This is a genomic window from Clostridium sp. 1001283B150225_161107_B6 (assembly GCF_015556325.1).
GTDB lineage: Bacteria > Bacillota > Clostridia > Lachnospirales > Lachnospiraceae > Enterocloster.
In genome coordinates this window covers 148,926-165,897 of record NZ_JADNMD010000002.1, presented here as the reverse complement: position 1 = coordinate 165,897, position 16,972 = coordinate 148,926, and the positions used below count along the sequence as shown (strand labels likewise).

At 48.6% G+C, this 16,972-nt stretch carries 6 protein-coding genes; all 6 read right to left on the bottom strand.

The window, feature by feature from the left end; translation table 11 throughout:
* Positions 1-124: 124 nt before the first annotated feature.
* On the bottom strand, positions 125-12,961 hold the full coding sequence (locus I2H39_RS05865) for a SpaA isopeptide-forming pilin-related protein (protein ID WP_195626061.1): 12,837 nt from the start codon (positions 12,959-12,961) through the stop codon (positions 125-127).
* Positions 12,962-12,990: 29 nt separating this feature from the next.
* The gene (locus I2H39_RS05860) at positions 12,991-13,902 is read right to left on the bottom strand and encodes a CAP domain-containing protein (protein WP_195626060.1); all 912 of its coding nucleotides are present in this window, start codon (positions 13,900-13,902) and stop codon (positions 12,991-12,993) included.
* Positions 13,899-14,027, bottom strand: a complete 129-nt coding sequence (locus I2H39_RS29445; RefSeq protein ID WP_264469698.1) for a hypothetical protein — start codon at positions 14,025-14,027, stop codon at positions 13,899-13,901. Before I2H39_RS29445 ends, I2H39_RS05860 begins: the two co-directional genes overlap by 4 nt.
* A gap of 274 nt (positions 14,028-14,301) precedes the next feature.
* Positions 14,302-14,562 (bottom strand): hypothetical protein, encoded by a 261-nt coding sequence (locus tag I2H39_RS05855; protein WP_195626059.1) that lies wholly within the window; start codon positions 14,560-14,562, stop codon positions 14,302-14,304.
* An 81-nt stretch (positions 14,563-14,643) separates the two neighbouring features.
* Positions 14,644-16,032, bottom strand: a complete 1,389-nt coding sequence (gltA, locus tag I2H39_RS05850) for an NADPH-dependent glutamate synthase (RefSeq protein ID WP_138309759.1) — start codon at positions 16,030-16,032, stop codon at positions 14,644-14,646.
* A complete protein-coding gene (locus I2H39_RS05845; RefSeq protein WP_002569852.1) occupies positions 16,032-16,922 on the bottom strand; it encodes a sulfide/dihydroorotate dehydrogenase-like FAD/NAD-binding protein in 891 nt (296 codons plus the stop codon). The genes gltA and I2H39_RS05845 overlap by 1 nt, the downstream gene beginning before the upstream one ends.
* Positions 16,923-16,972: the final 50 nt, after the last annotated feature.

Sequence of the window (16,972 nt, the reverse complement as noted above, 5' to 3'; positions counted from 1 at the left end):
ATATAATACAAATCCTCCCCCCAACATTCCCCCCCTCATTCCAGTTACCATTCCAATCCCCATTTCAGCTCCCCTCCTCCTCCCCTTTCCCTGCCATCCTAACAAAAACAACAATGTCCAATTATCACATATCATTCAACAGAGCCTGCACAATCAAATATTGGTCTTTGCCTTGACAAGTCGAAAGAGTTATAAGCTTCTCATCCCCTTTGGGAGTAATTCCGGTTTCATAGAGGGACGCTGCCCCCATCTTCTCAAGATAGGGCAGCCACTCTTCCTCCATGAAGTTAGCGCCATAGGCCCCCGCATCATTCTGGTGTCGGAGCTGACAGGAAAAAACAGGACATTCCATCCATTTTCCCCTATAAAATATCCGTATGACAGGATGTTCCCGGAAAAAGGCCTCTTCTCTGTATTTTTTCAAACCGGCAAACATGCTTCCATCCTTCATGTTATGTCCATACAGCACTGTGTTGTCCACGGCCAGGGGAATCCCTGAGGAATCTGCAAAAATACAGCCCGCTATATGTTGTTGCTGATAAAAATTGTGGTTCAGATAATACTCATTATCTTCATGCCATACCACCGGATAATCGATTCCGGTACCGGGAACAGCCAACCAGAACTGGTATTCAGGATTAATTGAACGCAGGGCTGATTCATTTAAGGAAAACATTCCCCAGTCCATCCTACTGCGGGCGGGTTCTCTTTGGGTTGTATCTCTTTGGACTGAATCTCCTTGCGCCGTATCTCCCTGCACCAATTCTTCCCCCTTTCCGTACGCCTCATCCCGTACCATGCCATACATTCTGCGTCCGTCAGCATACTCCATCCCTGTTTTTACCAAAAACTGAAGACTGAACACTAATCCCAACAAAAATGCCGCCATAACCATGGTCATACCCTGCGGTCTGGTCCGCCTTATGATAAGCAAAACCATGACCGTAAGTAAGACCGTCAAAAGAATTCCACCTGCAAACTTCATTGTCTCCGCAGAAAATAACGGCTGCATTCTGTCTTTTATAACATGTCTCTCATCCATTCCAACGTCTGCAGCCTGACCACGCTCCTCACTCCTTTCATCGTCATTAAGAAATATATTTCTGCTGACCTCCCCTCCATAAACTGCAGTGCAGTCTGCAACCATTTTGCGGCCGCTGGCTGTCATATTGCGGCATAACACACCATTATTTTCATAAATCGCTCCATCCCACTGGAACCGGTCAATTTTATATACTTCCGGATTCAGCCCTGCATGGCTTAAAATTTCCTCTTCATATCCAACCAGTTTGTCTTTTATCTCCTCCCTCTGCGCCTCTATCCTTATCCCCCCAACTTCATAAAAACCTGCATCATAATCAACGACTGTCAATTCCAGTTGAAATCCCTCCGTCCAATGCTTATCAGAAAAATGATAACTTATGAGAGGCAGCAGGACATTCCGCTCCTTCCCGGATATGTGGTCCCTGGCTAATATCCAGGCAGTTTGAGGAACAGGTTCTATACTTTCCATGGAAGGGTATACCATCTTCCCTGAAACAGATATGGTATCTGTCTCCTCCGCCATTACATTAAATGCCAGAAAAATTGTAATAGGAATCAGAATTAAAATAAATGCCGCCCATTTCCCTCCATGTCCCCATTTCTTCTTTTGCTTCATACGCAGACATGCAGCAAATCCCGTCATACACAAAATCACCATTGCCGCTGCTGCTGCCACAGGCAGGTCGTCTCCTGTCCTTACCGTATTCTTGTAACCGGAGCCGAAATGATATGTCCCTTTTCCAAAACGGCTCCCCACTTCATACACCGCTGTAATACTCCCGATTTTCCTTACCGGCTGTTTTTTCTTCCAGTTATATATGATTGTACCATTCTGCGCGCTTATGCTATTCTGCATATTCGCATCGCCCTGAATTCCTGTGCCGACCCGCACCTGCCCCTCTGCATCCAATGTGAAATCATATACCTCATCAGATAATTCATACCCCTGAGGCGCTTCTATTTCACGAATCGTATACAGACCGGGGGATGCCGGACGGTATGTTAATGTACCGTCAGTTCCGGTTTCATCCTCATATACATCCCCCGGCCCATTGCCCGGTACGCTGCCTTTTTCCATTTCAATCCTGAATCTGGCTCCCATAAGAGGCAGACCGCTGTCCCCATCCAGCTTTGTGACGGTAAATTCCAATTCTTTATTGACAACCTCATATGTACCTCTTATGACATCACTGCCATTGACTGTAAAACTGAATATGGAGGGATTCAGTGCATATCCGTCCGGGGCCTTTGTTTCCCGGAAGGTGTAAGTGCCATTTTCAGGCCTTCTTATACGGAATGTTCCCGTGCTGTCGCTGACAGAGGTGCCCATGACACGGCCTGTCTGGTCATAGAATGTGAATTCTGCCCCCTGGAGTACCTCTCCTGAAACATCTGTTTTCTTAAATGCAATGTACTCCACCTTCGGCCTTGGTCTGCCGCCTCCCCCTCCGCCGGATGAGGATGCCGTCCGGTTCTCAAACCGGAATACCTGGACCATGTTATGCAGTTCCCTCCCGGATTCCCGGACCATTTCCAGCCCATCCATTCCCGGCCACTCTTTTACCACAATCTCCCTGTCCTCAGTCCGTTCATATCCGGAAGGGGCCTGAAGTTCATGGATAATATATGTTCCTGGCCTTAGGCCGTAAAACCGCTGTCCCTTTCCTTCCTCCGATGTCCATTCCCGGACTGTTTTTCCGTCCAGTTTATCAATAAGCTGCAATCTGGCTCCACCCAGCAGGTTTCCTGTTTCGGCCGACGTCTTTTCCACGTCAACAATCGTTGCATAGTTGCGCATGATTAGATGAGGGACCTCCGTCATGCCGTCCCGGATGGTAAATTCAATGGGGGTTTCCTGCAGTTTAAACCCTTCCGGCGCTTTCACCTCAACCAGACGGTATACTCCCGGACTCAGATTCTTCGTATAATGCCCCTGTTTTCCGGTAATCCATTCCTCCACTGTCTCCCAGCCGGAGTCTGTCCTGAATTCAATCCGCAGTGTTACTCCTTCCAGCATTTCTTCCGTATCGCCTAATAGCTTATCTGTAACTACCCGGTTGGAGTCGTTAGTGGGATTGTATTCCCAGACAATCATATCTGTCAGTTCATTCCTATACTGAAATTGGAATTCAAAGGGCGCAAGGGTCAGCATGTGCCCTGCCGCTGCCTTAGTTTCACTGCACACATAGGTATAGGGCCTGAAATTCCCGTTCTGGTCCATATAACCGATGGGTTGAGGACTAAACTGTGCCTGTCCCTGCTGGTCTGTAACCACGGTCCCGCATATGGTGCCTGTTGTCTGGTTCACCAGACGAAACTCAGCTCCCTGCAATCTTTCATCCGGCTCGTCTGAATCACTTTTTATGATACGGAGAATGCCGTCCGGGATTTCATCTGTCATTTCTGCTGTTTGCAGGACCTGGCTGTCTGCAATGGTAAATGGAATATCCACAGATTGCAGGAAACCGTAAGGAGTTATTGTCTCCCTGAGAATATAATTACCTTCCGGAATATACTCCACTGTATGCGGTTTTAAATCCCCCGGCTGAAAACCTGAGGGAATAAGTCCCTGTTTTCCATCCTCCTCCGTGTACCTTCCGTCCAGCCCCGAAATCCAAACAGCCTCCACATCCTGATATTGTCCATCGGCTGTGGGTTGGTGGAGTATAAGAGGCAGGTCCGATACAGTTCCCCACTCATCCACCGGATAAATGGCAAGTTCTGCACCGTTTACTTCCTTACCGCCGGCGATATCCACCTTGGATACCTCCAATGCAAGAGGCTTATCCCCCATCTTAAAATATTGTATTTCCTCTAAGTGTCCTGTTTCTTCTATATTAATTAGTATGGGGTCGGCTGTGGCATAGCCATCCGGATTTTCTGTCTCTGCCAGTATATAATCTCCCACAGGCAGATACTCCAGGCGAACCGTTCCTTGCTCCGTATAGTAATACCGTCCCTGATATGTACCGGGAATCATGCGGTAATCATAATCGTACTTCATAATAGGATGCTTTCCGCCAGCATCCGGGACCACGCGTCCGGTTGCTGCCACATCCTGACCATCCTTGTAGGTGGCTGCCCGGAATGTGAGTATCCTTTCGTTGTCATCGTACTGCAAAATCCCATTTTCCACCACTGGAAACCCCTTTTCATCCAGTATTGGCCGGTACAAGGTCAGGTACGATTCGCTGTCTTCATAGATTACATCCCGGTTCTTTGTATCATATTTCAGGATTTCGATGGCTGTAAAATCATTCTCCATCTCAAAGCTTTGGACATTCCCTGTTTCCAGTACATCAATATTAACTGCTGCCGACTGAACATATCCCTGTTCATAAGGACAAATGGTCTCCTCCAACACATAATATCCAACAGGAATATGGTCAATCCAATGCGGTTCTGTTGTTGGAACAGGTTCCCCTTGCTCATCCAGTTTCAGATTCCCATTGTCATCGTACTGGTATCCGCTTATCCAGGAAGCATACACCTGGCCTTTTCTGTACATACCATTCTGCTCTTTATGCGGATTGCCGTGGCTGTCCAGACTGGCCCGATACAAGGTCATAACTGCTCCCATGACTTCCTTTTGTGTCCGCACATCCAGCTTTGCAAATGCTGTTTTGGTGAACTCATTCTGCAGGAAGTATTTCTGTACCTCATCCGTGTCGTGCAGTACAAGTCCCATATACCTTGCCTGGATATACCCCTGGTCATAGGGAACCCCTTCCTCCTGAAGTATGTAGGAACCAAAGGGCAGACGGGCAATGGCATGCTTAGCGCCAAAGTTCTCCTGGATTCCATGAGAATCAGTGCTGCTGTCTGTGGTCCAGGACTCGTCTTTTGTCACTGTCCTTCCGTCTGTGTAATAGATGGGAAGCCCATTTTCATCGTCCACCGTGGTTTTATTCTCATAAATGGTCTGCCCGTTTTCCTTTCCCAGCACCTGTATTGATTTTACCAGCATCTTGTTTCCCGCATCATCCACGGTGTATGCCAGCATACGTCCGTAATCATCATACACATAGGCCATGCCGGAAACAGAATCCGCATAGCACAGCGGGTTCCCTCTTTCATCCAATACCAGCAACTCTCCTGTGGCCGGGTCTTTCCTGGTATTCACCTGGTTTAAATCATAGAAATACAAATTCACCGGCGCATTGTCCACGATTACGGTATCCCACACATCCCACGACGCCCTCTTTGTTCCTATGGCATTTTCCAGGTCATTTTCCGTTTCAATCCCCAGACCCTTCCTTCCGTCATTGCCTGACCTGGTTTCCTCACCAACCATGCGTATTTCCTTATGGGTTCCAGTATTTGTATCCGTTATGCCTGTTATCCTGCCGTCCTCCACCGTGACACTTACGCCCTTATAGGCATTCTCTCCTGTTTTTTCAATTTCCATGGCATGGTACAGGGACAGCCTGGCGCCGGATACAGATATATCGAACCGGATTCCCTTTCCTGAAAAGGCACCATCCAGCCGGTACAGCGGTTTTACACCGGACATGGCCTTAAGCTCCATCTCCGTGCCGTCCACCATATGTTCTGAGTACTCGTCCGATGGCTTAGTCACATATCCGTCCCACTGCAGGGTTTCAGGATTGTAAACAATGTCCCTCACATCCCCCCGTTCCTCCAGCTTTTCCCTGCGTCCGCTTACCTTATAAATCAACCGGTCCCCAGCGTCATTTACCGCAATATCATCTTCAAAACCTCCGCTTGATTCCACCATGCCCTGGGCATCGGCCCTCTGAAGGATATTCTGGTTACCCACCAGGGAATCCCCGTCCTCCACTTTAAGTATTTCGACCCTGGACGGATAATCCTCCACCTTTATCCGGCTGACAGTCTCAGTCCGGACTTTATTGGTGCTTCCTGCCACGGGAATGGCATACTGATATCTCACGGCTGTTTCTTCTTCCCATCCCTCCGTGGTTCCGTCCCCATTTCTTCTCTCCCTGTAAAACGACACACTGTCTGCATACACCTCAAATGCCACCGGGCGGCTCTTTGTATATCCCTCAGGGGCCTGGATTTCCACCAGCACATAGGCGCCTGCTCCCAGTGGTTTATATGTCTCGATGTATCCCACCGGTACCTTTTTTACCTGATTGTCTATGATGATTTCCCTGATTGTGGAATATGCCCTGAAAATCCCTGTTTCATTTCCCTCCTGGTCTTCCTGCCTAATCAGCTGGCTTTCATCATACTGTGGAATTCCATCCTTATCCAGACGTACAGGCAAATCATCCGTACTTCCATTGTTCTTTCCCACCCGCGGATACAAAATCCGGTTCCCGTCTGCATCTGTTACAGGATTCCCTTCCCAGTCCACAGCCTCGCCATACAGAACGTCTCCTGAACCCTTTACTGTATTTATGCCTGTCTTTTCCACATCTCTTTTGGCTGCGTATATTTTAAACAAAGCGCCGTCATGGATGATGGAATCACCTGTCTCGGAATCCAGCTTCTCAATGCGCAGCCTGGAATTATAATATTCATCCTCAAAATCCTCCTGGGCAAATGCCACGAAATTAAAATCCATTCCGTTTCCGGACGGAATCAGTGTCTCCACATTTCCTGTGTCCGGATTAATCCGGTCCACGGCCGGCGGCAGCACAGTCCACGGCACCAGCATGGGGGCAAATTTACCGTCAACCGCAGTCTGCATCCCCTTCATTACTTCCACACGGTCCCTGACCTCCCACTGTCCGTCCCCTGTTTCATATCCGTCATAGACCACCCCATCCATTATCCCGGCATCTTCACTCTGGGATGTATATCCGGCATAATACTCCTTCACGGTATCATTACCGCCATCCATATATTCCGCTTCATACGGCTTCTGGGTTGTAAGGCTGTGGCCCGGGCGTATGTCCTTATCCAGGCCGTATTTGAATATTTCAAATCTGCCATCCTGTCCATTGGCCTGTATAATATGTGTCTCTTCGTTAAAACGAATCTTATATTTTCGAATCAGGTCTTCCGGTGTATCCTTACTGTTATAGCGGAAATAGGGGCTGCCTGTCAGGTAATTGATATCTGTTTCCCCTGTATTGGCATCCCGGCCGATTTCCGGCACAAACGGAAGCGTGATTTCCCTGGGATAGTCCCTGTTAAAATGTCTGTTTGCCAGTTCCCTGTCCACGTCTGCAGGAACCTGTTCCGTTATAACATAGGTGCCGTACGCAAGCATGATGGATTGGTTGTAATAGTCATCCTTCCCATTCCTGGTATTACATTGCAGTGTGGTCACATCACCGTCCGCCCCTCCGTCTGCATCGCTGTCCCAGGCAATGGCCAGTCGTTCATCCAGTCCGGCAAAAATGGACAGATAGTTTCCTGCCTCTTTCTCCGCCCGAAGGAGCGCCTTTTCATAGGCGGCATCACTGTTAAGTTCCGGTTCTGCTTCCAGAATCTCTCTTTTATAGCCGTCCACGTCAAAGTAATCAATGGCAAACTGCCTTATTGCCTCCTGGGATTTTTTCCCCTTCTCCACCTGTACAGCGGTATACATGGCGTCAAAAAATTTTGTGTAATCATAGGTTCCGTCTTCTTTTGTCTCCAGCAGCCGCCGTCCTCCTCCCCCTCTGGGAGGAAGATATATTTTCTGTACATCGCCTTTGAAATCCTCTGTCCCTATATCTTCTGAAATGATAGTACCTGAGCTGTCCACAAAGATATTTTCCAGATTACTTTTCAGATATGCCTTAAATTTAAATTGATTCAGAAGCTTTGCCCCCTGTGAACTGCTGCCTCCGTTAAACAAACCCAGCAGTACGGTCAGCGGGTCATTGTGGACAGCTCCGTATGTATTTACACCGTCATAGGATGACTGGGAAATATCTTTTGTAATCTTAACGGACTGTTTTATGACTCTCTGTAATACCTGCAGCGGTCTGGAACCAGTGCCGGCATCCTGCACGGGCTGTTTCTGCCCCGGATAATGCAATGCCTGGTATACAATATAGCTTCCTTCGTCCAGCGGGGGGATTGCTGCATAGGCGCTTACCCCAGCCCCGGCTATGTTTGTCAGATACTGGTTACAGGGCATTCTCTCCCCCTCCCAGTCAATGGCTTTCTCCCTGGTCACCACCCGGAACCCTGTATATAAAGGCTCTGTCCTCTGATTCCAATCCACAGAATTCTCCACATGAATCATATAGTTCCCGGTGTCTGAATCATAGACAGCCGCAACAGGTTCCAGCTTATCAACGTCATATGTTTCTGTCCTGTCTTCGTATTCATAGACCCGCTCCAGAAGAGGGATGGGATTCCCCTCTCTGTCAAGGAGCATTTCCCCCTCTTTGTAAGTCTCATACACCGGCTGGTACAGGATTCCGGCCGCTGCTTCTATGTCGCTTCCATAAGGAATGGATGCGGTTATCTCCCGCTTTTCCCGGATTGAAACAACTCCGCTTTTCAGGCTGAATTCACCCTTCTGATACTGAATCCAGTAACCTGCCCTGCCGGTCGGACCTCCTGACACATCTGCTGTCTTGCGTACATAAAGATTCCGGTTCACGGAGTCATAGACCGCCGGGAAGGCAGCGTCACCCAATGAATAATCATGGCGCAGCAAGGCAAACCAATTGCCTTCCTTCTCATAAATATCTTCCACTGAACCGCAGTCATAAAAGTTATGGACCGTGTACCAATCCATGATTTCTTCTGCAGCCTGCACGTTGGTCCGGCCTGAAAGTTTGATTACAGTCCAGGGCGAGTCGTCTGCAACCCTTCTGTATCCAATCTGGACCAACATGCCGTTAACCTGGTCTGACAAATATTGGGGTTCTATGGCCTGTCCCCATTTACTCATGTCAGCCGGTACTGCCGTACCGCCGGGATATGGAGCTGTCCTGAAACGGTAGGGCAGAGTCTCCCCATAGGGTATCCGTTTTCCTGTATCGCTGTCCGTAGCGGTATCCTCCCGGGTAATCGGGTTTCCGTCAGAGCCAATCTTATACTCCCCTCCTTTTGCCGTCTGGCAGACAGGGTTCCCCTGCTGGTCCGTTTTGGGCTGTAGGGAGCTTCCCAAAACCACCTTATACGTCTTTGTCTCTGTTCCGGTTTTTATGGCGTAAAATTCCGCCCCCTGCGGATATCCGGTCAGGGTGATATCATATCCATTTTCGGTTTTATAACTCTCCACTATAAAATCATTCCAGGAACCATCTGCATCCATGGAATTATAATCGGATAAACCACCCGATATACGTGCCTGTCCGGCCTCATGTATCCTGCTGATTGTATCCTGGGTCCGGTTGCTTTCCTTTAAGGAAATGCCGCTGACAGACAATTCGTATCCCTCTGACCGGCTGAGCTCCATAATATAATAGCTTCCCATTATCAGAGGACGGCCAATCCACTGGTCCCCATTGGAGGACAGGTAATCAGGATATACATCTGTGCCAAATCCTTCGGAAGATGAGGTGATAGATGAACCATTATAAAGGTTCTCCGGTCCGGTAATGTTTACCGGTGCAATTATGTTTCCTTCATGGTTCAGCCCGGTGCCTGGCTTTTCCGTATATGCCAGGAAAGAGGCATTGCCCTGTTTATCGGTAGCGGCTATGGCTGTCAAATCGTTCTGGTTAAACACAATACCGGACTTTCCATCCGGGTGAATGATATCCTGGGCCGCAAACAATCCATAGACAGCCCCCTCCAGTGTGGCATCTCCCTGGGTCAGTCCATGACTTTGGTCCCCTGCCCCATTGTATAGCTCTAAATCCTTTTTATTGATGTGAAGCCGTCCTTCTGTCCGGTGGTTCCACACCTTAAATGTGTAAAGAATGGTATCCGGCTCCCCATAAACCGATACATCCATGGAACCCAGGTCATCATCCATAAAAGCCGGCAGAGATACTGTTATGGTATCGTCATCATCCTTTTCCCTGAAAAACAGGGATTTGATGAACTGTGCAGCGCGGTTCCCCTCTTTCTGAGTTTCCCCGTTGTCTTCGTCCGTGTCTTCCTGGAAGTATGCCTCTGTATCAAAGGATGGTGAGATGGGATTTCTGGTATATTCGTACTCCTCAAACATTACACTTTGGATGCTGTCCTCATCGTCTGCATTGCTTTGGTCTGTTGCGACGCTTTGGTCCTTTGGGTCGCTTTGGCCCATTCCATCACTTTGACCCATATCGTTCTGATGATGTTTAGTGGCATTACCTGCATAGGAATTCTGTATATCTGTCACTTTTATGGTACTGCCATCTATATCCTGACTGCCTTTAACTGTCTCAGCTTTTGTATTTATTTCTGTTGTATCTATGCCTGTTGTATCTTCTATCTCCTCATCAGCTTCATCTTTCTGATTTTCTGTCTCTTTTGGTCTTTTCTTGGATTGATGCTTAGAATTATCTATGTGTTTCTCTTCTGAAATGCTGGAAAATAGAATTGTTCTTTCATGACTGGATTTTAATAAGCCGGATGATACGGATAGTGCAGATGCCTTGACCTGCCGTTTTTCGCTTTCTTGATTATAGTCCTCTGCATTCTTCCCCCCATGATTTACTTCTCCTGAATTTTTGTTATCTGAATTTCCACCTCCTACACCTGCACTGTCCGGTTTCCCATTCTCCGAATCCCCGTTTCCCGAAGCCTCATTGTCCGGCGTTCCATTCCCCGAATCCCTATTTCCTGAATTCCCATTCTCTGAATCCTCATTTCCTCCATCCATATTCCCTGCATCCGCATTCCCTGATTCCTCATTCCCTGTATTCCCATTCCCTGATTCCTCATTCCCTGATTCCTCATTCCCTGTATTCCCATTCCCTGCATCCCCATTCTCTAAATCCCCATTCCCTGTATCCCCATTCCCTGTATCTTCATTCCCCGATTCCTCATTCCCTGGATTTTCACCTTCCGGGTTTCCATCTTCCCCGTCCCCACTCTCCGGGCTGCCGTCTGTCTGTTCCCCACCTTTATCCTCCCCGCTGCCCGGATTATCATTACCCCCATCACCTTGCGCTCCATTTCCTAAAAGGTTATCACCCTTCCCATGTTCACCGTCCTCCACTGTCTCCTGCTCTCCTGTACCGCTGGCGGCATTTTCCTGTTCCTGAATCATGTTTCCGCCGGCCAGGCCATTTACCGGTACCTCCGTCCTCTTCTTTTCCTTCTCTTCTTCCAATAAGCTGAATATACTGCGCTGTTCCCCAATCTCCATCTCCTGACCATCGGGAACCGGATATTTATAAGACCTTCTCTTCCTCATTTCCACCACATAAGTATATATGGGTTCCACCGCCTTACCTGCAAAGGATTGGGACCTATACCCGGCTGACCGTACAGCAGCTCCCGCCTGGGCAGACATCAGTATGACATTCTCCACTTCCTTGTCATCGTTGTGCAGTCCGTGAAGAATATAGCCGGTCCGTGCTGTCTTTTCCTGCAAATGATAACTGTATTCTAATTCGATGAATCCTTCGTAGGTTTCATCCCGGTCCGCCAGCATGGCTTCCATGGCCGAAGTATCCCGTTCACGGTTATTCTCATCATGATTCGGAGCGTGGAAATCACATGTGGCAGCACACAGTTCCTGTTCAGCCATCCATTGTCCGCGAAGCCGGTCATTTTCCTCATCACAGCTGCATTCCTCCTCATCTTCATGGTCACACTCAATCCATTCCGGAGCAGGATGTCCCATGCAGTAGGTTTTGCTGTAATTATAATATCTGGTATCACTGTGTCTGGCATACCCATCTGCATCCGTGGTCATGATATCACAGATATAATCGGCCTCCGGTTCCGGCGACATACAATTCAGATAGACCTGTCCGCTGGTCCCATCCGGATTCCCCTCCTCATAGCCATGTTCATTTACCTGGGAAAAATCAAAATCCTCCCACACATTGAATACAGTTCCCTCCAATGGCTGATTGGTCTCAGCGCAGTATTTCTCTAAATCAATATTATAATTGCTCTCAAATGTTTCAGAATGCCGGTATAATTCCAACCCGCTGCTCCCGGACAAAACCGCATCCGCGCCAACGGAAAAGGAGACAGCTGCCATGGGCCGTTGGAAATCCAGCCATCCCAACTGTTTTTGAAGGTTATCAGATGCAGCCGGGGTAAATATATAGGCGTAAAAACGGCTCTCGATTCCCTGGATTTCCGCTGACGTAACCGTTCCCATAGGCTCCTGGCTTCCATTGTACTGAAACGTTATGCTTCTTCCATCCGGCGCCAGATTATATGACCACTGATTATCCGGAAAGGACCAGGATGTGCCCTGAAGCTGCGGGCAGCCGCTGATATCCAGTGTAAGCTCATAATGTCCGTCCTTTAGGACCATTTTCTGGACAGAACCAGTCCAGACAGGCAGAGAAGAACTGCCGGTCCCATTATACTCGCTTTCCCCCTGTAGGATATGCGCCTTCATTTCCTCAAAGTAAACCATGACCATGGGGTCTCCGTTCATCACTGCCTGGAATTTTTCCATGGCCTGCTTCTGTAACGCCCAGTTATGTTCATATCCATTCATACATCCCCAATAATAGACCTGAACCACCCCATAGCGGGCCGGAATATAGTAGTTGTCTGAGACCAGCCACTCATAGGCAAGCACCATAGGCAGATAACGCTCAAATGGTCCGATGACAGGAACCGGTTTTCCCGGCTCTACATTATATTGCTCGTATTTCGCCGGACTGCCGTCCGGCAGCTTGTGCCCCTCCTGTATACATAAAGCAGGCAGAGCACCTGCCCCTTCCCCTACCTGGTAGATATTCATATCCCGGTGCGTCTTTCCAAACGCATTTAAATCTTTCCCCCGGAACACCTGACGGTATGGATTCAAATTAATTAAATCTCCGGCCCCGCTGGTTGTCCGGATTGTTGTACATACCAATACTGTTACAAGAAATAATGCCATCATACGTTTCAGTGTCTTCGTTATTCCCATTTCTCCTCCTCTGATAAAAAGCATTTGCGCTATATGCCTTTGATGAATATCTGTGATATGAAAATATATCCATCCCTCTCACAGACACCTGCTCCTGTCCTCGTCCATCTTTCATCCAGCATTTGCTTCCTATGTTTTTCTGAATCCCGCCATCCTTTGACTGCCGCCTCTGCTGCTGTCTCAAGGCTTTCCCTCCGGTACAATCTTGCCAGGTTTTCTGCAGATGAATACCGCTTCACTGTTATTGCTGTGTCAAATTTACTTTTATCAGGACGCGTGTGGCTGTAATATGTACATGCCTCCTCTGCCCTGGTCACGGCATTTTCCATTAGTTCCACGTCAACTGCCAGTACGGTTTTCCCGTTTCTTTGTCTCTCCTCGTTAACCAATTGTATGATATGGTATGCCAGCCGGCTCCCGGAAATATCCTCCGTAGAAATGCCCTCTGCAAAAATCCCCTCCGCGGAATCTGAAAGGACTGCCCGATTTTCCAATACATTTTTATTACTCACTCCTGTCTTTCCATTTATACGGTTCGCCATATCCATGAACCGGACATACTCTGCTTCCGACATGTTTATGTTCCATACCCGGTTGTCCGCTTCATTCATTTCCTCCCTTTGGACTATCCCGTCTATTATCCAGGCACCATCTTCATTCACCTGCTGCCCGTCCGGTGCCGTGGTATTTGAAATCATGTATCCGTCCGGACCAAAATAATAATGCTCCGCCAAACCATCCTGATTGCCGTCCAGCCACAGCCAACGGTTCTCAGGTTGATTTCCATTTTCATCCTGCCACCGCCAGCCGGTATTATCATACATCCACTGGCCCCCATAAACCGGCAGCGCAATCATAACTGACATTAGCACTGACAGTACAGATGCCATGATACCTGTTCTGAATTTACTTTTGGTTATCTCACGTTCTCTTCCAGTCATTTTCCTTTACCTACCTCTCTTTCCCTGATTTTTCCAACATCCATGCTCCAAATATCGTCCTTTTTATGATTACCTTTTCCCCTTCTCCAGGCAGTCAGTTTATCAGGCAATTCTGCACTTATCACACATCCCACCGCACCGCAGCACACACATCCCACCGCAACGCACGCCCCCCACCGCAACAAATTTCGTCAGCAAATAAACGCCGTTAAAACAATGATTTTTAAGACGCGCAAAACATACCATTCAATTTTAATGTTCAAACAATCCCATCTGATTTTTCAAGAATATTGATTTACGAATATAACCGATTACTGATAAACAGCACTGACTCACAGATACTTATAGATATTGATTCAAAAACACCGCTGCATCCTGCAGAACACAATGAATCTTGCATCACCACCTTTTTTCAAACATCCATACGAGAAAACGGCTGAACCAGCCAAATGACCACGAAACTACAACTAAGAATCCGGCACAGAGATTTCCATGCGATTTTTTATAGAATACCACATATACCCATAAAGCGTCAATACCTAACTCATTTTTCTTTTCCTCTCCTGTCTCTGCTGCCCCACCATCTTTTGCCGCCTCATCCTCTGCCGCCTCATCCTCTGCCCTCTCACCCTCCCCCTCCCCTTCCCATCCCTCACACAAAAACCGGCATCCAGGTTCCCCTGTCCATTCAGACAGACTCCCCCGGATACCGGCTCCTTATATCCCAGATTACATATTTACTTATTTATTTCCGTTAAGGTACTCGTCAATTCCTCTTGCACCTGCACGGCCTGCCTCCATGGCAAGGATTACGGTTGCAGCGCCTGTTACGGCATCGCCGCCTGCGTATACGCCTTCCTTGGTGGTCTTTCCGTTGCTCTCATCCGCAATGATGCATTTCCACTTGTTGGTCTCCAGACCTTCTGTGGTGGAAGAAATAAGTGGGTTTGGTGATGTTCCCAGGGACATGATGACAGCGTCCACGTCGATGGTGTAATCAGAACCAGCAACCTCTACCGGTCTGCGGCGGCCTGATGCATCCGGCTCGCCCAATTCCATCTTGCGCACTACCATTCCCTTAACCCATCCATTGTCGTCGGTCAGAATCTCTACCGGATTGGTCAGCAGGTTGAAGATGATTCCCTCTTCCTTAGCATGATGTACTTCCTCCACACGGGCAGGCAGCTCGGCTTCGCTTCTTCTGTACACTACATGTACCTCTGCTCCCAGACGGAGTGCTGTTCTGGCAGCATCCATGGCCACGTTTCCGCCGCCTACTACTGCTACCTTCTTGCCCAGGTAGATTGGCGTATCGTAATCATCGCGGAAGGCCTTCATCAGGTTGCTTCTGGTCAGATACTCGTTGGCGGAGAATACGCCGTTGGCGTTCTCGCCTGGAATTCCCATGAACTTGGGAAGTCCTGCGCCGGAACCGATGAATACAGCCTTAAAGCCTTCCTCATCCATCAGCTCGTCTATGGTCACGGATTTTCCGATGATAACATTCGTCTCAATCTTAACGCCCAGTTTCCTCACGTTGTCGATTTCAGGCTGTACCACGCCTGACTTGGGAAGACGGAATTCAGGAATTCCGTATGTAAGCACGCCGCCTGGCTCATGAAGGGCTTCGAAAATGGTTACTTCGTATCCCATCTTTGCAAGGTCGCCTGCACAGGTAAGTCCTGCAGGGCCGGAACCGATTACAGCCACCTTGATGCCGTTGGTCTTCTCCGGTTTAGCCGGTACAAACCCATTTTCCCTGGACCAGTCTGCCACAAAACGCTCCAGCTTTCCGATGGAGATTGGCTCGCCTTTGATACCGCGGATACATTTACCTTCGCACTGGCTCTCCTGTGGGCATACACGTCCGCATACTGCAGGCAGGGCGCTGGATTCCGCTATGGTATTGGCTGCATCCTCAAATTTTCCTTCTTTTACTTCTGCAATGAACTTTGGTATATTAATGGCAACCGGGCATCCCTGGATACATTTGGCATTCTTACAGTTAATGCAGCGCATTGCCTCTTCCTGGGCCTCTTCCTGGTTGTATCCCAGACATACTTCCTTAAAATTGGTTGCCCTTTCCTTTGGGTCCTGCTCCCTTACGGGTATCTTCTTTAATACGTCCATTATTCCTCACCTCCGCAGTTTCCGCATCCGCCGTGATGGGTAGCTCCCTCACGCAGCCTTAAGATGGCCCTGCCTTCCTCTGTCTTGTACATCTGCTGGCGTTTCATAGCCTGGTCGAAATCTACCAGATGGCCGTCGAACTCAGGTCCGTCCACACATGCGAACTTCACTTCCCCGCCAACGCTTACACGGCAGGCGCCGCACATTCCTGTGCCGTCCACCATGATTGGGTTCATGCTGACGATGGTTGGGATTCCCAGCTCCTTGGTGAGCTTGCATACAAATTTCATCATAATCATAGGTCCGATGGCAACGCAGACATCATACTTCTTTCCCTGGTTCTCCACCAAATCCTTAACAACATCCGTTACCATGCCCTTGCGTACATAGGAACCATCGTCCGTGGTGATATAGAGGTTTCCTGCAACTGACCTCATTTCCTCTTCCAGAATCAGCATATCCTTGGTCTTGGCGCCTTCCACCACATCCACATCAATACCGCGCTCTTTCAGCCATTTTACCTGTGGGTAAACAGGTGCGGAACCAACGCCGCCGGCTACAAAGAGATAGCGTCTCTTCTTCACTTCCTCCAGGTCGTCCTTCACGAATTCGGAAGGCTGCCCAAGGGGGCCTACGAAATCTGCAAAGCTGTCTCCGGCCTTCAGTCCGGCCATACGCTCTGTGGATGCTCCCACAATCTGGAACACAATAGTTACCAGGCCTTTCTCACGGTCGTAGTCACAGATGGTTAACGGAATTCTCTCTCCTACTTCGTCCATCTTGACAATTACAAATTCGCCTGGTTGACAGGCCCTGGCTATACGCGGTGCTTCCACGTCCATCAGATATATCTTATCTGCCAGGCATTCTGATTTTACAATCTTATACATGGTTCTCCTCCTAGTAATATATACTCGCGTCCTCAGCTGGTTTTCCGCCG

Bases quoted from the DNA above. Each gene is read 5' to 3' on its own strand.
- I2H39_RS05845 (WP_002569852.1), bottom strand. From the start codon at position 16,922: ATGTATAAGATTGTAAAATCAGAATGCCTGGCAGATAAGATATATCTG.
- I2H39_RS05865 (WP_195626061.1), bottom strand. From the start codon at position 12,961: ATGGGAATAACGAAGACACTGAAACGTATGATGGCATTATTTCTTGTA.
- gltA (WP_138309759.1), bottom strand. From the start codon at position 16,032: ATGGACGTATTAAAGAAGATACCCGTAAGGGAGCAGGACCCAAAGGAA.
- I2H39_RS05860 (WP_195626060.1), bottom strand. From the start codon at position 13,902: ATGACTGGAAGAGAACGTGAGATAACCAAAAGTAAATTCAGAACAGGT.